Origin of the sequence: Sphingobacterium sp., from assembly GCF_032065005.1 — a bacterium.
Classification (GTDB): Bacteria; Bacteroidota; Bacteroidia; order Sphingobacteriales; family Sphingobacteriaceae; genus Sphingobacterium.
On record NZ_DAMBMM010000018.1, the window covers coordinates 19,568 to 46,354 of the forward strand.

The 26,787-nt window shown below is 40.0% G+C and carries 20 protein-coding genes; 12 read left to right on the top strand and 8 right to left on the bottom strand.

The window, feature by feature from the left end; all coding sequences use genetic code 11:
* The first annotated feature begins 49 nt into the window (after positions 1 to 49).
* The 6 genes from RT138_RS18485 to RT138_RS18510 all read left to right on the top strand — a co-directional run bounded on the left by RT138_RS18485 (position 50) and on the right by RT138_RS18510 (position 8,743).
* Positions 50 to 823, top strand: a complete 774-nt coding sequence (locus RT138_RS18485) for a LexA family transcriptional regulator (protein ID WP_313191839.1) — start codon at positions 50 to 52, stop codon at positions 821 to 823.
* Between the two features lie 104 nt (positions 824 to 927).
* Positions 928 to 1,392: a ribosome assembly cofactor RimP gene (rimP, locus tag RT138_RS18490; RefSeq protein ID WP_313191840.1), complete on the top strand. Its 465-nt coding sequence runs from the start codon at positions 928 to 930 to the stop codon at positions 1,390 to 1,392.
* Positions 1,393 to 1,394: 2 nt separating this feature from the next.
* Positions 1,395 to 2,633 carry a transcription termination factor NusA gene (gene nusA / locus RT138_RS18495; RefSeq protein ID WP_185213717.1) on the top strand — a complete coding sequence of 413 codons (1,239 nt, stop codon included), beginning with the start codon at positions 1,395 to 1,397 and terminating at the stop codon, positions 2,631 to 2,633.
* A gap of 102 nt (positions 2,634 to 2,735) precedes the next feature.
* Entirely contained in the window at positions 2,736 to 5,819 is a 3,084-nt protein-coding gene (gene infB, locus RT138_RS18500; RefSeq protein WP_313191841.1) for a translation initiation factor IF-2, read from the top strand.
* Positions 5,820 to 6,028: 209 nt separating this feature from the next.
* The gene (locus tag RT138_RS18505) at positions 6,029 to 7,072 is read left to right on the top strand and encodes a ferredoxin--NADP reductase (protein WP_313191842.1); all 1,044 of its coding nucleotides are present in this window, start codon (positions 6,029 to 6,031) and stop codon (positions 7,070 to 7,072) included.
* 9 nt (positions 7,073 to 7,081) lie between these two features.
* Positions 7,082 to 8,743, top strand: coding sequence for a PNGase F N-terminal domain-containing protein (locus RT138_RS18510; RefSeq protein ID WP_313191843.1), 1,662 nt, complete (start codon positions 7,082 to 7,084; stop codon positions 8,741 to 8,743).
* Between the two features lie 21 nt (positions 8,744 to 8,764).
* On the opposite strand, the gene RT138_RS18515 is transcribed toward RT138_RS18510, so the two are convergent.
* From RT138_RS18515 to RT138_RS18535, 5 genes are all read right to left on the bottom strand, one after another.
* On the bottom strand, positions 8,765 to 9,637 hold the full coding sequence (locus RT138_RS18515; RefSeq protein WP_313191844.1) for a DUF72 domain-containing protein: 873 nt from the start codon (positions 9,635 to 9,637) through the stop codon (positions 8,765 to 8,767).
* A 90-nt stretch (positions 9,638 to 9,727) separates the two neighbouring features.
* Positions 9,728 to 10,687, bottom strand: coding sequence for a glycoside hydrolase family 43 protein (locus tag RT138_RS18520; RefSeq protein WP_313191845.1), 960 nt, complete (start codon positions 10,685 to 10,687; stop codon positions 9,728 to 9,730).
* Positions 10,688 to 10,868: 181 nt separating this feature from the next.
* Positions 10,869 to 11,306 carry a nuclear transport factor 2 family protein gene (locus tag RT138_RS18525; RefSeq protein ID WP_313191846.1) on the bottom strand — a complete coding sequence of 146 codons (438 nt, stop codon included), beginning with the start codon at positions 11,304 to 11,306 and terminating at the stop codon, positions 10,869 to 10,871.
* Between the two features lie 246 nt (positions 11,307 to 11,552).
* The gene (gene ygiD / locus RT138_RS18530; protein WP_313191847.1) at positions 11,553 to 12,437 is read right to left on the bottom strand and encodes a 4,5-DOPA dioxygenase extradiol; all 885 of its coding nucleotides are present in this window, start codon (positions 12,435 to 12,437) and stop codon (positions 11,553 to 11,555) included.
* A gap of 93 nt (positions 12,438 to 12,530) precedes the next feature.
* Entirely contained in the window at positions 12,531 to 13,361 is an 831-nt protein-coding gene (locus RT138_RS18535; protein ID WP_313191848.1) for a helix-turn-helix transcriptional regulator, read from the bottom strand.
* 427 nt (positions 13,362 to 13,788) lie between these two features.
* On the opposite strand from RT138_RS18535, the gene RT138_RS18540 reads away from it, so the two are divergent.
* The 3 genes from RT138_RS18540 (at position 13,789) to RT138_RS18550 (ending at position 16,577) form a co-directional block, all read left to right on the top strand.
* Positions 13,789 to 15,048, top strand: coding sequence for an ammonium transporter (locus tag RT138_RS18540; RefSeq protein ID WP_313191849.1), 1,260 nt, complete (start codon positions 13,789 to 13,791; stop codon positions 15,046 to 15,048).
* Between the two features lie 125 nt (positions 15,049 to 15,173).
* Positions 15,174 to 15,392, top strand: a complete 219-nt coding sequence (locus RT138_RS18545) for a hypothetical protein (RefSeq protein ID WP_313191850.1) — start codon at positions 15,174 to 15,176, stop codon at positions 15,390 to 15,392.
* Between the two features lie 387 nt (positions 15,393 to 15,779).
* Positions 15,780 to 16,577, top strand: a complete 798-nt coding sequence (locus RT138_RS18550; RefSeq protein WP_313191851.1) for a sulfite exporter TauE/SafE family protein — start codon at positions 15,780 to 15,782, stop codon at positions 16,575 to 16,577.
* A 6-nt stretch (positions 16,578 to 16,583) separates the two neighbouring features.
* Here RT138_RS18550 and RT138_RS18555 read toward each other — a convergent pair whose 3' ends face one another.
* Positions 16,584 to 18,212, bottom strand: coding sequence for a PepSY-associated TM helix domain-containing protein (locus RT138_RS18555; RefSeq protein WP_313191852.1), 1,629 nt, complete (start codon positions 18,210 to 18,212; stop codon positions 16,584 to 16,586).
* A gap of 61 nt (positions 18,213 to 18,273) precedes the next feature.
* On the opposite strand from RT138_RS18555, the gene RT138_RS18560 reads away from it, so the two are divergent.
* Positions 18,274 to 18,519: a hypothetical protein gene (locus RT138_RS18560; protein WP_313191853.1), complete on the top strand. Its 246-nt coding sequence runs from the start codon at positions 18,274 to 18,276 to the stop codon at positions 18,517 to 18,519.
* A gap of 379 nt (positions 18,520 to 18,898) precedes the next feature.
* Here the strand turns inward: RT138_RS18560 and RT138_RS18565 are convergent, their stop codons facing one another.
* Complete coding sequence (locus RT138_RS18565; RefSeq protein ID WP_313191854.1) at positions 18,899 to 19,600, bottom strand: DUF4198 domain-containing protein; 702 nt, start codon at positions 19,598 to 19,600, stop codon at positions 18,899 to 18,901.
* A 4-nt stretch (positions 19,601 to 19,604) separates the two neighbouring features.
* On the bottom strand, positions 19,605 to 21,986 hold the full coding sequence (locus RT138_RS18570; RefSeq protein ID WP_313191855.1) for a TonB-dependent receptor: 2,382 nt from the start codon (positions 21,984 to 21,986) through the stop codon (positions 19,605 to 19,607).
* A 718-nt stretch (positions 21,987 to 22,704) separates the two neighbouring features.
* On the opposite strand from RT138_RS18570, the gene RT138_RS18575 reads away from it, so the two are divergent.
* Both RT138_RS18575 and RT138_RS18580 read left to right on the top strand, forming a co-directional pair.
* Positions 22,705 to 24,486: a DUF4091 domain-containing protein gene (locus RT138_RS18575; RefSeq protein WP_313191856.1), complete on the top strand. Its 1,782-nt coding sequence runs from the start codon at positions 22,705 to 22,707 to the stop codon at positions 24,484 to 24,486.
* 63 nt (positions 24,487 to 24,549) lie between these two features.
* Positions 24,550 to 26,712 carry an alpha-galactosidase gene (locus RT138_RS18580; RefSeq protein ID WP_313191857.1) on the top strand — a complete coding sequence of 721 codons (2,163 nt, stop codon included), beginning with the start codon at positions 24,550 to 24,552 and terminating at the stop codon, positions 26,710 to 26,712.
* Positions 26,713 to 26,787: the final 75 nt, after the last annotated feature.

Here is a 26,787-nt window from a genome sequence, read left to right on the forward strand (position 1 = left end):
CAATAATACTAATAAATTTAGTATTCCAAAAATTAAATAAAAAAAATCTATGGCTAATATCTCATCAAATCTTAAATATCTTCGGAAGAAAAAAGGATTAACGCAGCAGCAGTTTGCTGATTTAATGGAAATTAAGCGTGCATCTGTAGGCGCGTATGAAGAGGATAGGGCGGAGCCTAAATATGAGTTGCTAAAAAAGATAGCAGAGTTCTATGATTTGAGTATGGATGAATTGGCCAATGATGAAATTGATGATAAATGGAAACCTACTCCAAAAAGCAACGCTTCCAATCTGAGGGTGCTAAGTGTGACCGTCGATTCCAATGATAGAGAAAATATTGAGTTGGTTCCCGTTAAGGCGAGTGCTGGTTATTTGAATGGCTATGCAGACCCCGAATATGTTAGTGAGTTGCCCAAGTTCTCTTTGCCGATGTTTAATCAAGGTACCTATAGGGCTTTTGAGATCAAAGGTGATTCCATGTTGCCATTGGCTTCTGGATCATTGATCATCGCAGAATATGTAGAGAATTGGCATGATATCAAACCTGGTCAGACTTATGTGGTCGTATCTTCAGACGAGGGGATAGTTTATAAACGGATTGGTCAGAAGTTTAAAGAAGATAAAGGTCTGAAACTGGTTTCAGACAACAAGACCTACGAGCCATATTGGGTTTCTGCAAATGAGATATTAGAGGTGTGGAAGGCCAAGGGTTTTGTGAGTACAGAGTTGCCTGAGCCTAATCAAGAGCCGACCTTGGAAGCATTGTCTACCATGATGGCGCAAATGCAGAAAACGATCAATTCAGTAGTCGATAAAAATTAACATCTAGTTCATGGTTTGTAAATAAGAAATACATTTTGTACCTTTGTACTATCTGAAAGGAAGGGGGCATGGTATGCCCCCTTTTTTAATTCATTTTTTAAAATATGCAGGTTGAAAATCGAGTAATCGAGTTAGTAGAAGAGAAAATCGCCGACAGACCGGATTTATTTATTGTAAGTGTTCGGTTTTTAAAGAATGGCGTTTTGGAAATTCTTTTGGATGGAGATAATGGGATCGCAATTGAAGATTGTGTTCAAGTGAGTCGCCATGTTGGTTTTCATTTAGAAGAAGAAAACGTAATTGATAAAGCCTATCGCTTGGAGGTTTCCTCTCCAGGAATTGATTCCCCTTTGTTATTGAACAGACAGTACGAAAAGAATATCGGTAGAGATGTTCAGGTTAAGATGCAGGATGGAACAAAAAGAGAAGGACAATTGTTGGCAATCAATGACGGGTCGATCAGCATAGAAGAGAAAGTAAAAGAAAAAGGAAAGAAAGCTGTGTTGCAACAGGCTGAAATTCCCTTAGAACAAATAAAGGAAACAAAGGTGTTAATTTCATTTAAATAAGAATGAGTACTAATATAAACTTGATTGACTCGTTTCAAGAGTTTAAAGACTTTAAGAACATCGACCGTCCAACTGTAATTACCGTTTTGGAGGAGGTGTTCCGCAGTATGATCCGCAAACGTTTTGGAACTGACGAGAATGTAGACGTTATTGTCAACCCAGATAACGGTGACTTAGAGATCTGGCGTACGCGTGTAGTTATGGAAGATGGTTTCTCTGAAGATGATGATCTAGAGATTGAATTGGAAGAAGCGCACAAATATGACCCAGATTTAGAAGTAGGGGATGATTACATTGAGCAGATTACTTTAGAGAGCTTTGGTAGACGTGCGATTTTAGCAGCTCGTCAGACATTGGTCTCTAAGATCCTTGAGCTTGAGAAAGACGAAGTCTTCAAGAAATATAAAGATCGTGAAGGTGAGTTGGTGATTGGTGAGGTTTATCAGATCTGGAAAAAAGAGATCTTAGTATTAGATGAGGATGGAAATGAGTTGATCCTTCCTAAGAGTGAGCAAATTCCTGCGGATTATTTCAAAAAAGGAGATAGCATCCGTGCGGTTGTTGACAAAGTGGACATGATGAACAATAATCCTAAGATTATTATCTCACGTACTGCTCCGGAATTCTTGCAGAGATTGTTTGAATTAGAGGTTCCTGAGATCTTTGATGGTTTGATTACCATTAAAAAGATCGTTCGTGAACCAGGAGAGCGCGCTAAGGTAGCTGTAGAATCTTATGATGACCGTATCGATCCAGTTGGAGCTTGTGTAGGTATGAAAGGATCTCGTATCCATGGTATCGTTCGTGAGCTTCGTAATGAGAACATCGACGTAATCAACTTTACAACGAACCACTCTTTATATATTACGCGTGCATTAAGTCCTGCGCGTATTACTTCAATCAAGATTGATGAAGAAAACAAAACTGCGGCTGTTTACTTGAAACCAGATCAGGTTTCTTTAGCAATTGGTCGTGGTGGACACAATATTAAATTGGCCGGTAAATTAACTGGTTATGAAATCGATGTATACCGTGAGAGCGGAGAAGAAGAGGAAGATGTGGACATCGAAGAATTTGCAGATGAAATTGACGGATGGATTATCGACGAGTTTAAACGCGTTGGTTTAGATACAGCTAGATCTGTATTGGCACTGTCCGAAGAAGAACTTGTAAGACGTACAGATTTAGAAGAAGATACCATTCGCGAGATCCTACGTATTTTACAAGCGGAATTCGAATAATAAAAAGTTCGAATCTGAGGGTTTAACAATTTATAATAAATTGTTAAATCCTTGTAAAAAAACATATTTTTGTAGTACGAAATTATATTTAGGAAATAGTAGATGACAGAAGGTAAAAGTATAAACTTGCTTAAGGCGGCAAAAGAGCTCAACATTGGGATAGGCACGGCTGTAGAATATTTGGTTAAGAAAGGGTTTGATGTAGACTCTAAACCAAGTTCGAAGTTGAGCCCTGAGATGTATGGCGTTCTTTTGAAAGAATTTCAGGGTGATAAGATTGTTAAAGACGAGGCTAAACAAATAGTTATCGGCAAGATTCGCCGTGAAGAAGGTCCAGCCACAGGCACTGCTAGCTCTAGCCCTGAATCTACTGAAGAAAAGGAAAGCCCTGCTGATGTGAAGGAAATCCTGATTAAAAATGCTTCTACGGAGAATGCCCAGCCTGCTGAGGATACGAAGAAAGAAGATTCAGGATCAGCGCTGAAGGTGGTAGGTAAGATAGACTTGGATAGTTTGAAGCGTGGTAAGCCAGCTGCTAAACCTGAGCCTAAAGAAGAAAAACCTGCTGAACCAGAGAAGAAAGTAGAGGTTAAGAAAGAAGAAGCTCCAGTTGCGAAACAGGAAGTAGAGCCTAAGAAAGAAGAGGTTGCCAAAGTTGAAGAGAAGAAACCGGTTGTTGAACAACCTGTAAAACCTGCTCAACCTGTGAAAGAAGAGGCACCAGTTCAAACAGAAAAGCCAGTACAGCCTGAGAAGGTTGCACAGCCACAGAAATCTGAAAAGATAGAAAAACAACCTGAAGAGGTGAAAAAAAATAAAGAAGTAGAAAAACCTGCTGCTAAAGCTGAACCTGTCGATGATGTAATCCGTGCGCGTTCAGAGACTTTAAGCGGTCCTAAAGTAGTTGGCAAGATCCAGTTGCCTGTATCTAAACCACACAAGCCAGTTGCTTCATCGTCAAACAATGCTGGTGGGAACCAACATGACAACAAACGTAAGCGCAAGCGTACGAACAAACCTAACACTGGACATGGTGGTCAAGGCCATCAAGGTCAAGGGCATCAAGGTCAAGGCCAACAAGGTCAAAACCAAGGTCAACCTGGACAGGGACATGGACAACAACATGGCAACAGGCAAGATGGCGGAAATCGCCCTCCATTCCAAGGTGGAAACAGACCAAACCGTGGAAATCATCCTAACAACGACCGTCATGGTAACAACAGAGGTCGTAATGATAGAAACAGAAAACCTGATACACCGAAGGAAGAACCTACTGAAAAGGAAATCCAAGATCAAATCAAAGCAACACTTGCTCGTTTGAGCGGTGCTGGTAAATCCGGTAAATTTGCCCAACGTGCGAAATTACGTCGTCAAAAACGTGATGATATAGCGCTTTCTGCTGAAGAAGCAGCAATGGAAGAAGCAGCAATGTCTAAAGTATTGCGCGTAACAGAATTCGTAACTGCGAATGAATTGGCAAACTTAATGGATGTTCCTGTTACACAGGTTATCGGTACTTGTATGAGCTTGGGTATGTTCGTTTCGATCAACCAAAGGTTGGACGCTGAAACATTGGCAATCGTAGCTGATGAATTCGGATTCCAAATTGAATTTATCAAACCTGAAGATGAGGAAACAACAGAGCTAGAAGAAGCAAACGATGAAACTCGTTTGGTTCCTAGAGCGCCTATCGTTACGGTAATGGGACACGTTGACCACGGTAAAACATCCTTACTTGACTACATCCGTAAAGCCAATGTAACCAAAGGTGAGGCCGGTGGTATTACCCAGCACATTGGTGCATATGCAGTACAATTAGAAGGTGGCAAGAAAATCACATTCTTAGATACACCAGGTCACGAAGCCTTTACGGCGATGCGTGCTCGTGGTGCTCAAGTGACGGATATCGTTATTATCGTAATTGCGGCGGATGACGCGGTGATGCCTCAAACAAAAGAAGCGATCAACCATGCGATGGCTGCAAACGTTCCTATCGTATTTGCTTTCACAAAGGTTGATAAACCTGGTGCGAATGCAGATAAGATCCGTGAGCAACTATCCATCATGAATATTTTAGTTGAGGATTGGGGTGGTAAATACCAAGCTCAAGAGATTTCAGCTAAAACTGGTGAGAATGTTGAATTATTATTAGAGAAAGTATTATTAGAAGCAGAATTACTTGAACTGACGGCAGATCCTAAAAAACGTGCTGTAGGTTCGGTTATCGAAGCTGCTTTAGATAAAGGTAGAGGTATTGTAACGACTGTACTTGTACAGGGAGGTACATTAAAAATTGGTGATCCAATCTTAGCGGGATCTTATTCCGGTAAAGTTAAGGCCTTGACGAATGAGCGCGGCGAACGCGTGAAGGAAGCAGGACCATCCATGCCGGTACAGATCTTAGGTATGTCGGGAGCTCCTACTGCGGGTGATAAACTTTATGTAATGGAAAGTGAATCTGAAGCTCGTCAGGTAGCTAACAAACGTCTACAATTACAACGTGAGCAAGGTATGCGTGCTACTAAGCACATTACCCTTGACGAAATCGGAAGACGTCTTGCGATCGGTAACTTTAAAGAACTTAACATCATTGTAAAAGGTGATGTGGATGGTTCAATCGAAGCATTATCCGATTCATTATTGAAACTGTCTACCGATGAGATCCAAGTTAATATCATTCACAAATCAGTTGGTGCTATCTCTGAGTCAGACGTATTATTAGCTTCTGCTTCAGATGCGATCATCATCGGTTTCCAAGTTCGTCCTACTCAAAATGCTCGTAAGTTGGCAGAGAACGAACAGATTGATATCCGTCTTTATTCCATCATCTATGATGCGATCGAAGAGATCAAATCAGCGATGGAAGGTATGTTGGCACCGAAACTTGAAGAGAAAATCGTTGCTGAGGTTGAAATCCGTGAGGTATTCAAGATCTCCAAAGTTGGTTCAATCGCCGGATGTATGGTTCTTGATGGTAAGATCAACAGAAATAACGATGTGCGCATAATCAGGGATGGTGTAGTAATCCATACCGGTAAATTAGCTTCATTGAAACGTTTCAAAGACGACGTGAAAGAAGTTGCACAAGGTTATGAATGTGGTTTGAGCATTGAAAGATTCAACGATATCCAAGAGAAAGATATTGTAGAAGCATTCGAACAAGTAGAAGTAAAACGTAAGCTTTAATCTAAGGCTTCAACAAAATAACACAAGAGGTTTAACCGCGGGGTTAAACCTCTTTTTTTGTGCCTAAGTCCCTGAACCAACTTCAACATATTATGGAATATCGCCACTTCCCAATTATTTAAGGAGAATGCTGCCTACTTATGTTTTATTGATGTCCTATTGACTATTTCTATTTGAAAATTCTATTGTAAGCTGTTATCTTTAACATCATGTTTACATTCAGGATTTCAGAGATCATTCAACAACCCAATCACAATATATCCATTCGATTTGAAGATATTTCAGGGAACTATCCCCCATATAAAGCTGGGCAATTTCTAACCTTGGCTTTTGCTTTTGGCGAGCGCGAGGTCAGACGTTCCTATTCCTTTTCGAGCAGTCCGGTGGTTGATGAACCTTATGAGATTACCGTAAAGCGGGTGGATAATGGCGAGATTTCAAGATTGCTTCACCATAAAACACAGGTTGGCGACGAAATCCTAGTGATGGATCCACAGGGACTATTCACTTATATTCCTTCGGAGGACAATAAAAGAACAATTTTCCTTTTCGGTGCTGGAGTAGGCGTAACTCCCTTGTTTTCCATTCTGAAAACTGCATTAGTAGCCGAAACTGACACTAAAGTGGTCTTGGTATACAGCAATAGCTCCAAGGAGCAGACCATCTTTTATGATGAACTCCTAAAATGGCAAGCTGACTATCCGGATCGGTTGCATGTTGAATTTATCTGGTCCAACAGCAAGAACCTTTTGACAGCAAGATTGAACAGGGATTATATCTTGAATCTTATCCGTGAGCATTTAAATGATGGCCAAGAAGCTGTTTTCTACACCTGTGGACCCCTGTTTTATATGGACTTGGTTCGCTTTACCTTATTGGGTATGGGAGTTCCGGAAGCGGATATCAAACGGGAAACTTTCCATTTCCCTGAAGAAGAGGAAGACGAGGACGAGAAGGAAGAAGAACCGGTGGACATGACCAGCTATGATATTGTCCTGAAATTTCAGGGCAAGGACTATCCAATGACCATTCCATACGATAAGACGATCCTGGACATCGGATTAGAGCATAAGATCAAATTGCCATATTCCTGCAAGTCGGGAATGTGCAGTACCTGCATCTCCCAAGTTACCAAAGGGGCTGTCAGGATGGATTATAATGAGGTTTTGACAGACAGGGAGGTGGACAATGGAAGATGCTTGATCTGTACCTCGCATCCCATGGAAAACGGTACTACCATCGAAGTTTATTAATACTTTAACATGAAAAGAGGATTCATACTCATAATGTTTCTTTCACTGGCCAACCTGGTCTTTGGTCAAGAAACCTATAAGATCACCTACCATTATTTTCGTGATGGTGCCATGATGAAGCAAGATCCAGTGGTGGTTTTCGCCACAAAAGGAAAATCATTCACTACGAAGGAGAGTTTGGTTTCAGGATCTGCACGTTATCCTGCAGAAGTCTCCAGTTTTGATTATTCCAATAAAAAGGTCTATCGGATTGCCTATTTATCTGCCTCAAAGCAGATCAGTACCGTGGATAGTACAACCTTGACTAAGTATGCCTACGAAGAACAAGGTGCTGGAAATGAAATCTTAAAGCATAAGACTAAAAAAGCGGTTACCTCCGTCAATTCCAATAAGATTGAATTATTGTACAGTAATGATCTATCGATCAATGCAGCTCCAAATGACTTGGGGCAAGGATTAGGATTGGTGCTCGAATACCGCAGGAATGGCAATTCTGGGCTTGTCGCTGCTTCAATTGAGAAGCTTAAGGCCTGGCCAAATGACCTTCCAGAAATTAATAAGTCAGATTTGTTAGATGAACTATCCTATAGGGACGAGCTTTGGAAGAGTAGGTTCGTACATATCCCTATTTTCCAAAATGAACAGATCTGTTTTCAACCGGGAATCAAATCTGATTCTATTTTCAGGTTTGCGGAAGGTACCGTCATACTCAAAAAAGTAAGGGTTCCTCAGGTCGACGAAAATAGCCAAGCCTTTATCCAATTGATCGAAAAATCAAATGGCGATGCCTATGACAGGACCGGCTCGGTTTTCTTGATTGCTGAAGATCAAAAAATCAGTTTTCTGGATGGAATGAAAAATGGAATGGAAACCCTTCCGAAGATTACAGACTCTGCAGGCGTCAGTTATCCCGGTATGGTCCGGACATCCGAATTCTCGCCAGTATTTGAGCTCATGCGATTTTTCACGCCATTTGGAGTCTCTCACTTTAATGATCGATTGGTTTTAAAGGGAAAAACTTGGCAAGATAGCGTGATCTACCGCCAAGATATCTCCGAATTTCTTTCCGTACTTTCAGGCAAGGAAGTCTATATCGGAACTTACATTGGAAACTATGACAAAGGTGGTCACAAGGTAAGTTTAGAGCTGACCATTCATCCCGGTGGATCCAATTATGCAAGTGGTATGAAGATTATGCCATTGTTCAATACGACTAATATCATGGAAATGGGCGGTCAGATTTATCCGACCATGTTTGCTGATGAAAATGGATTGGAGTTGACCTTTGACCTAGCAGAGGATATCAAAGGTGCAAAGCTTAGATATATTACTACCGGACATGGGGGATGGGGGAATGGTGACGAGTTTGTCCCTAAACCCAATAAGATTTTTATGGATGGTAAATTGCAGGCACAGTTCACCCCATGGCGATTAGATTGCGGAAGCTACCGACTATATAATCCAGTCAGTGGAAATTTCGAAGATGGTTTGTCATCTTCCGACTTGAGCAGGTCCAATTGGTGCCCTGGAACAGTTACCAATCCCGTCTTTATAGATTTGGGAGATCTGAAGGCTGGAAAACATACTGTACGAGTACAGATTCCACAAGGACCACGCGAAGGCGATAGCTTTAGCTTTTGGAACGTATCGGGAGCTTTGGTCTATCCCTAACAGAATTACAAAAAGACGCTTTTAGAGCGTCTTTTTTGCTATGGGAATATGACAGTCCAGTTCTTTGTTAAGTTCCTCGACAAAATCAGTCGATAAGAAAGAAGTTTCGGGATCAATTTTTTGATGGATAAAGAAATAAGCCTGTTTCAAACCGGCATCTTTCCACTCTTTAAGCTTCAAGACCCAATTGGCTAGCCTTTCCTTATCACGTATTTCGGTAGATGACACAAATCGAATAAAAGCTACCGGAGTGGTCAGCCTAAAGTTCAGCATATCCCTTCTGCCGGGTGTATCCACAATGATGTTGGTTGTCCTGGTTCTGGTCAGCAGTTTCAGATATTTCTCTAAAACCTCTTTGTCATTATACCATTCTTCATGACGAACTTCAAAGGCTAGGGGGTACCCTTTTGGAAATCGTTCCAGAAATCCTTCCAGCCTTTCAAATGCCTTTGGTCTAAAGTTCTCTGGCATTTGCAGAAATGCCATGCCCAATTTTTCCTCAAATAGCACGGTAGAATCCACAAAGGCCGCAACCTTTTCATCGGTATTGTTTAATCTTGAATAATGGCTGATGCTATTGGTAAACTTCGGACAGAATTTAAAATCTTCCGTTGTTCTGTTCTTCCAGATCAATACCTGTTCCTTGCTCGGTGACCGATAGAATGTTCCATTGAATTCCACTGCATTGAAATTTTGGGAATAGATGTTCAATTCATCTTTCGTACCGCGTGGATAAAAGCCTTTCAGATCAGCCTTTGACCATTTCGGATAGCCCACAAACATTTCAAAATCATCATCATTTTTATATTTGTTCAACAATTCGACGGTCTCTATGGGAGTCACTGGCAGAGAAAAATCAATATGGCTAGGATCGTCTACTTTTCCGAATTTCATGTTAAATACTTTGAGGCTACTAAGATAAGGTTAAAAAAAGAAAAGCCATTCCCATGAATAGGAATGGCTTTTCTTTTTGTTGCTTATCCATTATTTCAGGACATGTTTTACACCTTCAAATGTCATCTGTACAGGCAGGATCTTCCCGTCTTTATCGAATTTCATCTCATCAATACAGGTTTCGCGTTCATTGGCTCCTTTTTTATCCAATGGACGGCGGTGGTATACCATATAGTATTTGTCCTCATTTGGGATCTTGATCACCGAATGGTGACCAGCCCCATAAGCGATCTTAGGATCAGGCTGAAGCACCGTGCCTATTCTTTCAAATGGACCAAATGGCGTATCTGAAATGGCATAGGCTACTTTATAATCAGGACCTGTCCATCCGCCTTCTGACCACATGAAATAATATTTATTGTCCTTGATAAACATGAATGGACCTTCGGTATAGTTTTCTGGAGTTACATCCTTGTATATGGTTCCATCTTCAAATGGAACAAGGCTCTTGAAATCATCACTTAATTTCACCACATTACAATGTCCCCAACCACCATAAAACATATAGTGTTGACCATCTTTATCCTTGAATACAAATTGATCTATGGGTTGAGCGCCATTAACGATTTCATTGATCAATGGTTTACCTATTAAATCCTTATATGGACCTTCAGGTTTATCTGCTACTGCTACCCCAATTCCACCGATTTCTCCTTCATGCACATCGTTGGCCCCAAAGAAGAAATAGTATTTTCCATCTTTCTCAATCACAGAAGGTGCCCACATGGCCTTGTTGGCCCATTTTACCTCCGTATTGTTCAAGATGTTCGGATGCTTTTTCCAGTTCACTAAATCTTTGGAAGAGAAGGCGTCAAACTTGATCTGTTCTTCGTATGGAGCAGAATAGGTCGGAAAAATCCAATATTCATTATTATAGATGATGCCTTCGGGATCCGCATACCAACCTTCGAAAACAGGATTTTGTTGTGCTTGACTTGTGCTGCAAAATAATAGGCTTACTGCTGCCAGTGAAAGTATAGTGTTTTTCATTTTTAAATAGGTTTAAGAATTTGAAAATACAGAAATTTTGTTTGATTCCAAATTCATTGCTCCTAGCAGGGTAGAATTAGGTTTAGGCGAAGCCTAGAAATAGCTGCCCTAATAAATAAAAAAAGGTATAACGTTCAGTTACACCTTTTGGGCAAAAATCTACTTATAAACGAAGAAGGACTTATTTTACAGGGTACGTTACGGTTACATTGCTTATTTTCCATCCGTCTTTGTTGTTGCATAGGGTTACATAATCATATCTTGTGAAATGCTCAAATTTAGTAGCGACTCTTACGATGCTACAGTCATCGTTTTTCTCCACGAAGCTGTAGGATGTTTCAGCTCTTAATTTAACTCCTTTTTGTTTTTTCAAATGATTGACCAAGGTGCTTCTTCCAATAAGTTCACGTTGACCGTTGTTTGGCGTTGCATATTTGAAGTTTTCAGTGAACAGATGTTCTACCAATGCTACTTCGCCATTGTTGGTGGCATCGATGTAGTGATCGATAATAGATTCTACCTTAATGAACTTTACGGGTTCTGGTTTACTGTTAGCAAATACAAATGAACTGACAAGTGTAAATACTGTTGCTGCGATTAGTGAGATTAGCGTTTTCATGATTTTGAATTTTTAATTTATTAGTTTTTGGTGTTTGTAATTGTTTGATTCAAAGGTATATGTAAAACAGAGACGCGAACAGAGGGAATAGGCAAGGCCTTTGGAAAACTCGGTAAAACTTGAAGATTGTTCGGCAAAATAATCCTCCAAAAAAATCATTTCGGTGAATGGCAGGGATTGAAAACAAAAAAGAAGCTATCGAATTTTCGATAGCTTCTTAACAATTAACCTTCTAAATATCTGGTATTAACCTATTTTAAAGGATGTCATGGTCAATGCACCAGCTACTGCTGCATCATTGAATATCTGTAGATCTTCATTTTTCTCTTGCAGGGCCAATGCATAGATCATCGGCAAGTAATGCTCCGGTGTAGGAATTGCCATTTGGAAGGCTGAACCTTGCTTTTCGAAGTCTATCAGAGGCTGATGATTGCCGTCCAAAATATATTCCTTCATTTTTTCGTTTGCCTCTTGTGCCCAATCAAAAGCAAAACCTACCGTGTTGAGATGTTTCCATGACACCATTCTCAGGTTATGGACATTGTTTCCTGACCCGATGATCAATACACCTTTCTTGCGTAGGGCTGCCAATTCTTTAGCTAATGCATAATGATGGGAGGCAGGCATGCTATAGTCGATGCTCATTTGTATAATGGGAACATCGGCATTGGGGTAGAGGTGTTTTACTACTGACCAAGATCCATGGTCCAAGCCCCATTTATCATCCAATTGCACGTCCTTGCCCACAACGATTTCCTTTACAGCTTCTGCCAGTTCTGGTGAACCGGGAGCTGGGTATTGTACATCGAACAATGCTTGCGGGAATCCACCAAAATCATGGATGGTGCTCGGCATCTCCATCGCCGTTACATAGGTTCCCTTGGTTTCCCAGTGAGCCGAGATAACGAGGATAGCCGTTGGTTTTTCGATTTCCTTACCTATATTTTTGAACCCTTGAACAAACTCATTGTCTTCAATAGCGTTCATCGGACTGCCATGGCCCAAAAACAGCACCGGCATATTGCTGCTGCTGTTCAATCCATCTATAAATTTATTGAGACTTTTCAACTTTACTGCAGCACCTGCCAAAGGCAAGGATGCTGCTGCAGCTAAAAATTGTTTTCTTGTCATATCTTCCATTATAAATTCCTTTCCAATGTATTTACAAATATCGCTAGGATATGTTGCTCAGTGGTATGAGAATTTGGAAGAAAGATATAAGAATTAGGAAATCAACCGGTTCATTTCTTCCCTGAATTCCGTGGGGGTCTGTCCGGACTTCTTTTTGAAAACACTGGTAAAATAGGCCTTGTCGGAATAACCCAATTCAAAACCAATTTCTGAAATAGTTTTATTGCTGCTGATCAAGAGGTTTTTGGCTTCAATGAGCTTTCGGGTCTCAATAATTTCGGAAACACTCTGTTGGAGAATATTCTGGGTAATGCTGTTTAGGTTCCGGGGACTCATAAAGAGCTTCTCCGCATAATAATTCACGCCTTCAGGCCTGCGAAAATTCTCTTCCAATATATTAAGGAAGTTCTTGAACGTAATATCTTGATTTTTAAAGAGGTTCAAGTGGTCGGGTTGTTGCTTTTTCCTTTCTGCCTCGATCATGGTAAATAAGCTGTTCAGTAATTCCCTTACAATGGCAAGTTCTGGCTTTTCTTGCTGCATTTCATCGTAAATCATTTTGCAGATTTGCTCCAGCCGTTCAAAACACCGTCCCGTAGGGAAAGCCAGGTTCGCATTATCGTGGAAATAACCATATAGGTTAAAGGTGGTTTCAGGAATAAATTCACTTTTAAATCGCAATACCCAAAAATCACATACTCCATTTTCCAACATCGGCACTATCCGATGGATTTTCCCTCGACTTACAAAACAAACAAATGGAGCTGTATAGGTCTCATTTTTGAAATCTATGAAATGCTCGATTTTCCCTTTCATTCCAATGATGAGTTCCTCAAAGTGATGATTATGGGGCTCGTTGCTCTGACCTTGTATGTATAGTGCCTCTTTATTGTCTACCTTATATATTTTGAAAAGATCTTCCATGTATCAGCCAATGTTTCTATTAAATATCTCAATTTTTTGTCGAATTGTTTGTTCCAAAATCAAAATTTCAGCTTTTTAACTCAATTAGAATTGGAAAAATAGGCTAGTAATTGAAAATCCCCTAGTATTTTCTAGTCTTTGCTTAAAATCAGTTAGGTTTTTACAATATTTTAATAATTATCAATTTTCAGCTTCGAAAATCATAATTAATTCTTGCTGTTTGCTGTTATTTGTTGGTTTTGTTTAGTTTATTTTTGGTGTTTATTCAAAATTTACACTAAATAATTGATTTATTTTCATAAAAAATCAAAATAAATTTTGATAAAATCAATAAAAACGTATTTTTGTTGAACAAAATTTAATAATTATGGTGTTGTCTGGTAAAAAATCTTATGTCCCTCTCGTTTTTATGGGTGTTTTAGTGTTAATGTCGCTTGTTTTTTCAAAAACACCTCAAATCCATTCAAATTCCGAGTATAATTATGCCGATATCGCATGGATGTTGACCTCTACGGCTCTAGTTTTGATCATGACACCCGGTTTGGCCTACTTTTATGGCGGTATGGTCAAAAAAAAGAACGTTATTTCCACCATGTTGCAAAGTTTTATCTGTATGGCCGTGGTTGCCGTGATTTGGGTAATCTTTGGATTCAGTTTGGTCTTCGGCGAGTCAATAGGCGGGGTAATTGGCAATCCCTTCACATTTTTTATGTTCAATAATGTATTGGAGCGCGGGCCCTGGGATGCAGCACCGACTATCCCTTTTGCTCTCTTTGCCATCTATCAGTTAAAATTTGCCATTATTACGCCGGCACTGATTACCGGTGCATTTGCAGAACGGATCCGATTTACTTCCTATGTGCTCTTTATCTGTTTGTTCTTTGTTTTTATCTATGCGCCATTGGCCCATGCTACCTGGCATCCCGAAGGTTTCCTGTTCAAGCTAGGTGTATTGGACTTTGCTGGCGGAACTGTGGTCCATATGTCTGCAGGATTAACAGCTTTGGCATCGGCAATATATTTGAGAAAAGGAAAAGATATGCATAGTCACAGCCCTGCACGTATCACCTATGTGCTATTGGGTACTGGGTTACTATGGTTTGGTTGGATAGGTTTCAATGCTGGTTCGGCATTTTCGGCTTCAGAGTTAGCAGCGACAGCATTGATTACCACTTCTACCGCATCTGGAGCGGCTGCCCTGACCTATATATTTTTTGATGCGGCCAAGGGAATCAAACCCTCTGCCATGGGAGTGTGCATCGGCGCTGTTGTTGGTTTGGTAGCCATTACTCCAGCGGCCGGTTTCGTCACTTTTGGACATTCCCTGGTTATTGGGGCTGTTGCCGCCGTGATCAGCAGGGTAGTGATTGCCTGGAGGACACGCTCCAGGATCGATGATACCTTAGATGTATTCCCAAGCCATGGCGTGGGTGGTATGGTAGGTATGATCTTGACCGGCGTATTTGCCACGAATGCCATTAACCCCGCTATACCAGATAATGGATTGTTTTATGGCGAGTGGAAGTTGTTTACAGCCCATATGCTAGGACTGGTTTTGGCCGCGGTATTTATCCTTTTAATGGCGTTCATTCTATTGAAGCTTACCGATTTGATTACGCCATTGCGGGTATCTGATGCCGATGAAGAGGTTGGTCTGGATATCTCCCAACACGGTGAAAAGTTATGACCTTTATTAACTAAAAATAACCTGAATGATACCTGGCTTTCTACTTGAAGGTCAGGTTTTTTTTATCGTCATTAAAACATTTCTTCTTGTGGATGGTTTTATTAACAAATCAACATGACAAGCATATGAATAAGTTAAAATTAGTAATAGGAATATTTGCCATGGGATTCTTTACTATGATCAGCTGTAACAATAGCGAAAAATCAGAAACAGAAACTGAAGTTCTTCCAGACCCTGAACAGGGGGGAGATGCAGAACGCTATAATATCAACGCTCCGGATGCTGAAGTTATCAATTTAGATTCAACGGAGGTCGATTCTACAGTTCAAGATACTGCCCAATAATCACATTCTTTTATATTTTTGTTAGTCAAAGCCTGATTTTTCCAATTTCAGGCTTTTTTTCTGACCAAACTGATGGGTTGAACAGTATCCTTTTGGACGATTTTTTCGGGAATTAGCCTAGCCTTATTCGAGGCATATTCGAGAGATATTGCTGTGGTTAGCAATGTGTCCAAAACAAGTCCCCTTTGTTGGCCAATAAATTTCGGATGAGCTGCGAATTTTCCGGGAAATTTAGATCAGGGCAGTATAGATTAAATGCAATTTAAAGGAAAAGAATAAAATTTATCAGCTTTCGGGAAAAAGATTTGGAAATGGTTTATTTTAATTAATTTCCTTTACTTTTATGAGTGGGAAGAATAATAATATTTTAACCAATCTATTGATTATATGATAATCCTTGGCTGTGTATTAGCAATTTTGGTCGGAATAACTTTAGGGTTAATTGGCAGTGGTGGTACCATATTGACTGTTCCGATCCTGGTCTACATAATGGCAGTCGAACCAACACTTTCCACGACCTATTCGCTTTTTGCCATTGGTATCACCTCATTGATCGGTGCCGTGCGGGGGATCATAAAAAAGGAAGCAGACCTTCCAAAAGTCTTGACCTTTGGTGTTCCTTCTCTGATTGTTGTGTTTATTACGCGTTCCTTTATTCTTCCTTTGGTTCCAGAGGTCATCCAGATTGCAGGATATAGCTTTCATCAAAATGTACTGTTGATGATCTTGTTTTCCTTTGTTATGGTAGCTTCTTCCTTGAGTATGATCCGCTCTGCGAAATATAACCCTGAAGTCCCTCCGGAATATGTGAAAACGCCCATTGAGGTTATTGTATTTCAGGGAGCATTGGTTGGGTTGGTGACAGGGTTGGTCGGTGCTGGGGGTGGATTCTTGATTATTCCTGCCTTGGTCAATTTTTATCATTTGCCCATGCGGAAGGCAGTGGCTACCTCCTTGATCATTATCAGTATTAATTCCTTCTTTGGAGTAATGGGTGATCTGGAGAAGTTTGAACTCTTTGATTGGAAATTACTACTTGGCTATACCGGTGGAACCGTGATCGGTATTTTCATTGGTTTTTACCTTTCAGAAAAGATAAGCAACAAAAACCTCAAAAAGGGCTTTGGATATATGATCCTTATTGTAGGTCTATATATCTTAATTAAAGAGACTTTATTGAGGTAATTATCCTTATGCTATGGTTTTATTCTGCTTATTGATTTTTCTATAGATAAATATGCCGACCAGACCAATACAGATCCAAAGAAAATCGATACTGAACAGATCTATATTCCCTTCAATCAAACTATTCCATACCCAATTTCTTTCAAAGAGCCCATTGACGATGGGTACCATAAAGGCGAGGATACTTCCGATCAATAAGGTTTCCCTATTGGTCCTATTGATATTTCTACGGATTATATAATAAGTACTAAATAGGAGCCAAGTCCAAAAATAAACCCGATATAGAAAATCCTGATTTACATTTGCAGTTAATTTTACCGCTATGAAGGTAATTGCTGTCGTTGGGAACATGGATAAACAGATGGCTAGGTATATATTCGCCAACCAGAAATTGAATTTTCTTTTATGCTTTGGTACATTGTTCTTGTCTCTTGCGACCAACCAGATCATGATTCCCGATGAAATGACTAAACAACCCATAATCCCCATGATAAAGGAAAGGTATTTAAGAGGGTATCCGGCATAATCTCCAAAATGTAACCTATACAAGAGACTCTTGACATGGTCTACAAAAGTGGAATTGTACATGGGAGTTTTTTCCTCCAGTATTTTCCCATCCACTGCCCTTACATTATAGATTCCATATCCCGCCATGTGCTTAGCATAGGTTGGGCTAATTTCTGCAATGAATTGCATGTTTTGGTCGCCATAGTTCTTTATGCTGAGACGGAAAATACGACTATCCGGCCATTTTTTCTTTACTGAATCCAAAAACGGATTGACCGTTATGGTTTGAACCAATGCTGTATTGCTGTAAGGCAGGTTGACTGAATGGTTAAAGGCCAGGTCTGTATACATGGTTTCCGAATCTCCTTTGTAGATTATCTTCTCAAATGGGATGGCTAGGACGGAGTTTAGGATCAAAAAGATTCCGGTTACGGCATAGACAAATTGAAAAGGAAAACCCACAACTCCTAAGGCTGTGTGCATGTCGGTCCAGACCGTCTTGCATTTGGAAAAGGGACGGTAAATAAAAAAATTGGAAACGATTTTGTCCCAATGGAGCAATATACCTGTAATCAGGGCAAAGAGAAAAATAAAGGAGGTAAATCCAGCCAGCACATAACCGAATGGTCCAATGCCTATATTGATGGGGACTTCATTCAATTGAGCCAAAAAATGCAGTCTATATAAAAATTCAGCAAGATCATAGTTTTCACTATAATTGCCAGACTTCTTGTTGATAAAGTTATATCCGAAGTATTTTGAATCTGTAGTAGTCCAATCCGCTTTGTTGGCTATCTTTTCATTGATTTTTGCTAGATTTTTCTCATGTTGTAAGCTGTCCTTGGACTCGGTATAGCTCATGTAGGATCGAGCATTCTTATGATAAAAGGAAAAGGTAATATCTCTTCCTTTGATTTCCATGGCCTGTCCGAGGGAATCTAATACATAATCGCAGTCTACCTCAGCAGTGCTCATTTTTGAGAAGGAATCCCCTTGTTGCCAAGCAGCAATTTCATTTCTGAAAAATGAAAATGATCCAGCAAAGAAAATGACATACAGGATTCCACAGATGATAATCCCACTGATGGTATGGGTATTAAAGTAGATGTTATAGTTTCTGGTATTCATTATGAATTAAAAGATGAAAGGGATTGATAAAAGGAAGGTTAGGCAAAGGTAAATTCCCCAGATGTACCAACCATTTTTCGATAAAAAAGCCAATAGGAGCAGGATTGCCCAAATGATATATCCAGAGAAACCAGACAGGATAACAATGTTTTTCCTTTCAAAGAATAGGGTCAAGAAATTGTGGAAGGCTAGCATGAGCATATATCCTGCAAAGAAGCCTGCGGTTATTTTTAAAAACCGTTGGAAAGGGGAGCTTAGGTATTTCTTATTTGCGGGCATGGATAGAGATGGATTTAGAAAAAAATAATTTCAATTGTCAGTGATATGGAAAAAAGAAGAAGGATATGTTTCCAGTTCATGGACTTATAGGGGAAAAGTAAATTCAAAAGACTTAGGAAAGTCATTAAATAAACGCTAAACGCAAAGCCTCCCGCTTCTAGGCCTTGTTTCCAAACAGTTAAGATAGCGGCAATTGCCAACAGGATAAATCCTGCGAGTTTCAGTTGTTTGGGTTGAAATGATTTGAAAACACTGAATTCCACTTGATGGATGCTCTTCATTTTTTTGCTGCTACAATAAAGGAAGTAGGAACCGGTGAAAACGAAAAATATGATCAGGCTGTACATGATATTTGAGAAAAAAATTAGCCTAATAAAATGCCGGCAAGCATTTTATTAGGCCTAAGATTAATTTACTTGAATTGAATAAGTGCTGCCTTTCCAGATTTTCTCAATCTTTTGGCCATGCCAATCTTCAACTTTCTCGTCAGTTCTAGAAGCTTCGATTATGTACTTTCCTTTCACCAACGGTTTAAAAGATGCTTTTCCTTGTTTATCGGTATGTAGGGTTTTGGTCCAGCCTTCTGGCCCCATGACAATCACTTCTCTTTCATTTTCTGCCTGCCCATTTTCCAGCACCTGAACTTCCAGGTTTGAACCCACTTTAGGGTTTTGGACTGTGGATTCGATGTGGAAAGGAAGTGTATTTATTTTATTGGATCCGTTTCCAACCTGAACGAAGGCTGTAGAAGAAAATTCGAATTTCATGGTTTCGTAGGCTTCCTTTGCAGCTTTTACCACAGAAAGGACATAGGATCCATTTTCAGTAGGTAGAAAAGATGCTTCGAAATGGTCCGTTGCAGCAGTTTTCTCTAATGTTTTTTTGCTGCCATCAGGTGCAATCAAAATCAGGTCGAAATCCTTAACATCAGAATACCATTTGTCAATTGGGTCTACCAAACCTTCGGCATATTCGCCGTAAAATACTTTGACCGTATGTTTTTGGTTCAATTTACCATTCGATTGTGTTTCGATCCAAAGGGCATGGGCACTTGCAAATTGAAGGCTTACAAGGCTTATTAAAATTGTCAATAATGTTTTTGTGTTCATGGTTTTAGAATTTATATGCAAATGTTAATCGATAGTTTCTTGGTGCACCGGCTTGCCAAGAGTAAGCAGGGGTATTGAAGTAGTTAGTGTAATAGCTACCGCCCTCAATCAAGTATTTATCAAAAAGGTTCTGTACATTTAGATTGACACTGAATTTGTCGATGCGGTAGCCCATTCCGGCATCAAAGCGGAAATAGTCTTCAATATTTTTTTCGGGTTCATCCTTGGAATAGAATTCCATGGCACGTTGGATATTTGACATCCCTCCAAATTGGAAGGCCAAACCTTTTGCCTTTCCTCGCGTCAACTCATAGTCCAACCAAAGATTGGCGATATGAACATCAGCTCCATCAAGTCTTTGTCCAACAAAAAAGGCATCAACACCTTCATTGATTTTGGTTACTTGTCCGTCGGTATATGCATAGTTCGCAATCAGGTTCAATCCCCTTAATATCTCACCACGGATATCGACTTCGAGCCCGCGGATTCTTTTTTGCCCAACTTCGACTGACATCTCAGGTCTTGGTCCATAGGATGTTATTTCATGGTTCTTGGTGATTTGGTATATCGCGATTGTACTATTCCATTTTCCTTTGAACCAATCTCTTTTGATACCAAGTTCATAATTGTTACCTGTGATTGGTTTTATTTTAGAACCGTCAAACAGAATTCCCTGTTGCGGTAGAAAAGCTTGGTCAAGTAATGCATAAACAGCTGTGTTTTTGTCAATGGAGTAGGATAGACCTATTCTCGGTGTGACTTTTTCGCTTTTAACTGGTGCTCCACCCCAGGTACTGATAGACATGGAGGTATAGCGAGCAGCCAAAGTTAAACGTAAAGCATTATCAAAAAAGCTCATTTGATCTTGCACATAGGCTGAGGTGTAATCCGTGGACATACTACCACCGCCTACAGCTGCGCGTTGAGCCAAGGAATGTGATCGGTCAAAATTCTGAAGTCCAAAGTCGAATCCATAAACAGGATTCTTAGGATCAAACTCACCACCATTCAAACTATCCAGAACAATACTTTGATTCCAGTCTGCCAAATAGGATTTACTACCTAGATCAATACCTGCCAATATTTGATGTTTGACTTGTCCCGTGTTAAATGACCCATTTAAGAATGCTTGGCCTAATAACATGGTACTTTGTGCATCCCAGATATCTGATTTCCTGATGACCTTGCCATTAGGAAGAATATCTTTTGGCCAACTGCTTGCGCCGATTTGGTTGTAATTAAAATAGGCACCCTGAGCAGTTAATTTCCAATTTGCATTTAATTTATGCTCGATATTGATGTATGCGGAGTGTTCATCGATATCCATAGGTTCTGTTCCCTTTTGCAAGAATGAGGTTTCCCTAGGCAGAGTCTTATAGCCAAACGGTGACATCAAATAACCGGATCCAACATCAGTCATGATTGCTTTCTGATAGGTGTATTCGAATGTTGCGGTTGTTTTATCATTGATTTTATAGGATAATACTGGTGCAATTACGAGCCTTTTATTGTCTTCATTCGGGCGGAATGAAGCTTTTGAAGAACCAGCGATATTCAATCGATATAATAACCTACCATCTTTTGAGACCTTGCCATCCAAATCTAGGGTGGTTCTGTAATTTTCAAAACTTCCTAGGCTAAAGGTTACCTCGGCATTTTTTTGACCGGAAGGCTTTTTGGTAACCACATTATAGATCCCTGCTGGGTCGCCACTGGACATCATAAATCCGGCTGGTCCTTTTACGAATTCAATTTTTTCAACGGTTGCCATGTCTTCAGATAATGGACTCCAATAGGAACTGACAATATTCATCCCGTTTCGGAAAGCCTGTATCTGTGATCCACGCATATGGATATTGACGTACATGTCATTCCAATGGGTTTGTCGGCTCACACCAGATATATTTCTGAAAGGGCCGTCTGCCAAATTGAAAGCTTGTTGTTTTGACAGGACTTCAGCATTTATGGTCTGAACATTTTGAGATAGTTCCAAAATTGGGGTTTGTACCCGAAGGGAGTTAGATAGCTCATGGTCCACTATAGGTTTCTTGGCGGAAACCACAACTTCTTGCAAAGTATTGGTCCCTTCTTCAAGGGTAAAATCCAAAACGCGGGTTTCATTTTCCTTTAAAACAATGGTGCTTACCTGGGAGGTAAAGCCAATATGTTTTGCCCTAACCTCATAGGTCTTGGCCGGTAGATGAATGAACTGGTAATTTCCTAGAGAATCGACTTCCATCTCTTGTGAACCATTCAGTTTGACAACCACATTTTTGGCTGGATTTCCTTTCTGAGTCAGAATGGTCCCTTTGATAACGCCATTTTGGGCGTATGATGACGTTATAAAGAATAATATAAATAGAGTGGTTAAGAGGTTAGTTTTCATTATAGGACTGGATCGATTTTAGAATAGAGGGAAAAAGAATAAACATGAGGGTCTGAAAAAGTACATTGCAAGTCCCTGAAAAGAAAAGATTTGTAAAAAAACTAGTTTTACTCGTAGGGGAGTGATTAGAAAAAAGGTTGTAAATCATAAATGTTAATGTATAGTGTTAAAAATTCCATTAACTGTTTATGAAAGAACCTTGGGATAAATAAATAGGGAGAGCGCCCGATTTTTTTTATCTTGCAGGTCCTTTCATACTTACAGTGTGTTAAAGGTGATTGATTCATTGAGTCAATCAACTAATAGCAGTTACAGCTGATATTAGATTTTTGGCGTCATGCAGAGATTGCCGTCTTTAGCATGGCGCTATTTTGTTTTAAATGCAGTCCTTTAAACCGTCCCCCCCACAAACATGAAGAATTATAGTGCTAAAATATAAACGAAACTAACAGATAGAGGTTAGTTTATTTAGACTGATTAAAAACAAGTACAAATATAGAATGAAAATGTTTGTTTGCAACAATTTTTATATAATTAATAAATTAATTGAAGTTCAGTTAAGTAGGCTTAGATTTGATAGTCGTCTCGTTTGGATTGGTTTGATAAAATTTTGCTTACACTGGCTTAATAAAGGTCTCGTTTAATTAAAATCCTGTATATTGTATACAATATTCTTGCGGTAAAATTGCTGCAGTCTAATCAACTAAACTTTTAATAAATGAAAATCAACACTCCTAAATGGGTGGTTCTACTGAGTTTAGGCCTAGCATTCTTGACCGTTGAAGATGCAAATGCCCAAAGTAAAACTGCGCTTTCAGAAACATTTATCGAATTAGCAGATCCTACTGCCGATGTCAATTCAGATTGGTCAAAGGTAGCTCCCGGTTTGCACAGTTCTTTTGTAACAATCGATAGGCGATTTGCCAAATCCTTAGCGCCAGAAATCGCCAAGCAAAATAGGGTGAAAATTGAGGGCTGGAAAGGGGAGAAGCTATCTGCTCAGATCCTTTTATGGACCAATTCCGATATTGCTGATGTTCAGGTAGATATTTCAGATTTAGTATCTAAAAATAAGGCGGTGATTCCCCAAACAGCGACGGATGCACGGTTTGTCCGCTATGTCATGACGGATGAGTTTGCAGGTGGATGTGGATACCGGAAACCTGAGGATTTCGCCTCATCCTTAGCACCAGATATGTTGGATAATTTAAAGTCCTTCGATATTCCTAAGAAAACAGCTAGACCTGTGTGGGTTAGTGTAAAGATTCCTGAAAATGCGCAGGCAGGTTTATACAATGCAATTGTCACTATTTCTGCCAAAGGTCAACCTGCACAAAAATTGGCCTTGGAGCTGGATGTGATCAATCAAACCTTGCCGAAAGCAACGGAATGGAGCTATCACCTAGACCAATGGCAGCATCCATCAGCCGTAGCGCGTGTTGAGGGTTTGGAAATGTGGAGTGATGCCCATTTTGAAGCGATGAAACCTGTAATGCAAATGCTTGCTGATGCTGGCCAAAAAGTAATTACCACCACATTGAACAAAGACCCATGGAATGTTCAGACCTATGATCCTTATGCTGATATGATCACATGGACCAAAAATAGCAATGGAACATGGACTTATGATTATACCGTATTTGACCGTTGGGTGCAATTTATGATGGATCTGGGTGTTGATGACATGATAAACTGCTATTCCATTATTCCTTGGAACAATGAAATCCATTATAAGGATGCCACTAAAGGAGAGTTGGTCAATGTGGTTACAAAGCCGGGTACAGCTATTTTTGAAGAACTTTGGACGCCATTTTTGAAGGATTTCGTTAAACATCTAGAAGCAAAAGGCTGGTTGGATAAAACCAATATCGCCATGGATGAACGAGAAAGGGAACAAATGGATGCTGCATTTGCTTTATTGGAGAAGGTAGCACCGGAAATTGGTATTTCATATGCTGATAATCAAAAAACCTATCAAAGATTTCCAAATTCGGAAGATATCAGTATTTCAGTTGGGCATCCTTTTTCTAAGTCCGATATCATGGACCGCCAAAAAAGAGGATTAAACAGCACTTTTTATATCTGTTGTTCGGATGGTTTCCCGAATCAGTTTACCTTTTCAGAGCCTGCGGAATCGACCTACTTGGGTTGGTATGCCTTGGCAACAGGTTTTGATGGTATGTTAAGGTGGGCATACAACTCATGGGTGGAGAATCCATTGACAGATTCAAGGTTCAGGACCTGGCCTGCTGGTGATACCTATATCGTCTATCCAAAAGGACGTTCATCAATTCGATACGAAAGGATGTTGGAGGGTATCCAAGATTATGAAAAAGCAAGAATTGTGCTGCAAGCACTGAAGGACAAGAAGGATCAAAAAGCCATAGATACCTTTCAGACCGCAATCAATAAAATGGAGGCAAATCAGCGATTTGATGGATGGAATGAGGAATTGAACAATGCTAAGACCTTATTGAACGATCTGTCAAGAAGTCTTTAGACCATAAAAATTAATTATGCATCAGGCAGTAGTATCTTTTAGCTACTGCCTCTTTTTTGAATTATGAGAATCAACACTAATCTAATCCTGATAGCCTTATTGGCAGTTTCAACTGTACAAAATGCAGAAGGGCAGAAAACACAACCCGCACACAAAGATTGGTTAATCCAATCAACAGGTTTTCAATCGAAAATTGTTAACAATAAGGATGAGATCGTCCTTGAAAATGGACTTATCAGAAGAGCCTTTAAGAAAGCTGCCAACCTAGCTTGTTATGATTTTAGCAACCTGAGCAATGGTCAGCAATTGATACGTGCGATAGAACCAGAGGCAATCGTCAATATTAATGGGAAGGACTATGAGATTGGTGGCTTGAAGGGACAGAAAGAGAAGGCTTATTTCCTGACAGAATGGTTTCCTTCCTTAAAAGCGAATCCAGATGCTTTTGTATTTAAGTCTGCCAAGGAAAGTCCACTAGAACATGCTTTGAACAGCAATAGTCCTTTTTGGTCTTCAAATTCTGAAAAGGCAAAGGGGATAGGTTTAGTTTTAGAATTTCAGCATCCTGAATTAGCTGGGGTTTCCGTGGATGTACATTATGAAATCTATGATGGAATGCCAGTCCTTCGAAAATGGGTAGAGGTGCGAAATGAGAGTCAAACGAAAATTCAGGTAAACCGCTTAGTCAATGAAATCCTCTCCTTGGTAGAAGAGGAATCAGCGGTCGTAGGAAGTACTGAGGATATGAAAAAGCAATCGGGTATCTATTTTGAAACCAATTATGCTTTTAACAATGCCATGAAGTATCGACTATCTGAACAGACATTGGATTGGGAGCGGGATAGCAGCTATACTTCTCAAGTTAATTATGACCTGACCACTCCGGCAAAAGCCTTGATCTATCCGAAGGATGTATCAAAGATTGATGTTTTACCGAAACAGAAGTTTACCTCGGTCAAGACTTTTGAATTGTTGCATGATAGCCACGATCAGGAGCGTAGAGGGCTTGCTGTACGGCAAATGTACCGTCGATTAACACCTTGGACCAATGCTAACCCAATCTTTATGCATTTAGTCAGTAAAAATAGGGAGGAGGTGATCACAGCTATCGATCAATGTGCTGCAACAGGTTATGAGGCTGTTATCCTGAGTTTTGGCAGCCATCTGAAAATGGAGTTAAATACCCCAGAGAACCATAAAGAATGGCGAGAACTGGCGGATTATGCGAAATCAAAAGGCGTAAAATTGGGAGGTTATACCTTGTTCAGTTCCAGGACAATTGATGCTGAAACGGATGTGATCAATCCGAAAACAGGAAAGCCAGGTGGGGCATTTTTTGGGAATGCACCCTGTTTTGGCAGTCAATGGGGGTTAGATTACGCGCAAGCCATTAAAGACTTTTTCAGGAATACAGGTTTCAGTATTCTAGAAATGGATGGCCCATACCCAGGAGATGTCTGTGCGTCCCATGATCACCCAGGTCACCATGGTTTGGAAGATTCCCAATTTGCACAGATGGAGATCCAGAAATCGATCTTCCACGAATTGAATCAGATGGGTGTTTATATCAATGCACCGGACTGGTATTTTCTAGATGGGACCAATAAAATAGCGCTGGGCTATCGGGAGGTGAATTTTTCATTGTCACGCGACCAACAGAAGATTTTAAACAGACAAAACATCTATGATGGAACCTGGGAAAAAACACCTTCGATGGGTTGGGGTTTTGTGCCCTTGACAGCCTATCATGGTGGCGGCGCTGATGCCGTTTTAGAACCCTTAAATGATCATTTGGAGGATTATAAACAATTGATGATGCAATATTATGGAGCCGGGGTTCAAGCCTGTTACAGAGGCCCCCGCCTATATGACACCGAAAGGACGAAAGCTGCGGTCATTGAGGTCATTGATTGGTACAAAAAATATAGGGATATCTTGAATGCAGATATCATCCATTTGCGACGCGCAGATGGTAGAAATTGGGATGGGATATTGCATGTTGATCCAAATGGAAAAGAGAAAGGATTGGGAATGTTGTATAACCCAACTGATCGCGAAATGGTTATTCATATAGACCTGCCACTTTACTATACTGGTTTGGACAAGGATGTACAGATTGCCTTTGAAGGAGAGAACCCGAAAAAGTATCAGTTAGCAAGAGATTATAAAGTGAATTTACCGGTCAAGATTCCTGCAAAGGGTTATACTTGGTTTACCGTTAAGTAGAAGAAAAAGGGTGATTCGATTTGACATGACCCCAAAAAGTTGGACGGATTAACAAAATTAAGTTTTTTCTAGGAG

Excerpts from the sequence above, each read along its gene's own strand:
- RT138_RS18570 (WP_313191855.1), bottom strand. The coding sequence starts at position 21,986 with ATGAAAACTAACCTCTTAACCACTCTATTTATATTATTCTTTATAACG.
- RT138_RS18565 (WP_313191854.1), bottom strand. The coding sequence starts at position 19,600 with ATGAACACAAAAACATTATTGACAATTTTAATAAGCCTTGTAAGCCTT.
- rimP (WP_313191840.1), top strand. The coding sequence starts at position 928 with ATGCAGGTTGAAAATCGAGTAATCGAGTTAGTAGAAGAGAAAATCGCC.
- RT138_RS18575 (WP_313191856.1), top strand. The coding sequence starts at position 22,705 with ATGAAAATCAACACTCCTAAATGGGTGGTTCTACTGAGTTTAGGCCTA.
- RT138_RS18485 (WP_313191839.1), top strand. The coding sequence starts at position 50 with ATGGCTAATATCTCATCAAATCTTAAATATCTTCGGAAGAAAAAAGGA.
- RT138_RS18515 (WP_313191844.1), bottom strand. The coding sequence starts at position 9,637 with ATGAAATTCGGAAAAGTAGACGATCCTAGCCATATTGATTTTTCTCTG.
- RT138_RS18580 (WP_313191857.1), top strand. The coding sequence starts at position 24,550 with ATGAGAATCAACACTAATCTAATCCTGATAGCCTTATTGGCAGTTTCA.
- RT138_RS18555 (WP_313191852.1), bottom strand. The coding sequence starts at position 18,212 with ATGAATACCAGAAACTATAACATCTACTTTAATACCCATACCATCAGT.
- nusA (WP_185213717.1), top strand. The coding sequence starts at position 1,395 with ATGAGTACTAATATAAACTTGATTGACTCGTTTCAAGAGTTTAAAGAC.
- RT138_RS18560 (WP_313191853.1), top strand. The coding sequence starts at position 18,274 with ATGTACCAACCATTTTTCGATAAAAAAGCCAATAGGAGCAGGATTGCC.
- RT138_RS18505 (WP_313191842.1), top strand. The coding sequence starts at position 6,029 with ATGTTTACATTCAGGATTTCAGAGATCATTCAACAACCCAATCACAAT.
- RT138_RS18545 (WP_313191850.1), top strand. The coding sequence starts at position 15,174 with ATGAATAAGTTAAAATTAGTAATAGGAATATTTGCCATGGGATTCTTT.
- RT138_RS18540 (WP_313191849.1), top strand. The coding sequence starts at position 13,789 with ATGTCGCTTGTTTTTTCAAAAACACCTCAAATCCATTCAAATTCCGAG.
- ygiD (WP_313191847.1), bottom strand. The coding sequence starts at position 12,437 with ATGACAAGAAAACAATTTTTAGCTGCAGCAGCATCCTTGCCTTTGGCA.
- RT138_RS18520 (WP_313191845.1), bottom strand. The coding sequence starts at position 10,687 with ATGAAAAACACTATACTTTCACTGGCAGCAGTAAGCCTATTATTTTGC.
- RT138_RS18525 (WP_313191846.1), bottom strand. The coding sequence starts at position 11,306 with ATGAAAACGCTAATCTCACTAATCGCAGCAACAGTATTTACACTTGTC.
- RT138_RS18550 (WP_313191851.1), top strand. The coding sequence starts at position 15,780 with ATGATAATCCTTGGCTGTGTATTAGCAATTTTGGTCGGAATAACTTTA.
- RT138_RS18510 (WP_313191843.1), top strand. The coding sequence starts at position 7,082 with ATGAAAAGAGGATTCATACTCATAATGTTTCTTTCACTGGCCAACCTG.
- RT138_RS18535 (WP_313191848.1), bottom strand. The coding sequence starts at position 13,361 with ATGGAAGATCTTTTCAAAATATATAAGGTAGACAATAAAGAGGCACTA.
- infB (WP_313191841.1), top strand. The coding sequence starts at position 2,736 with ATGACAGAAGGTAAAAGTATAAACTTGCTTAAGGCGGCAAAAGAGCTC.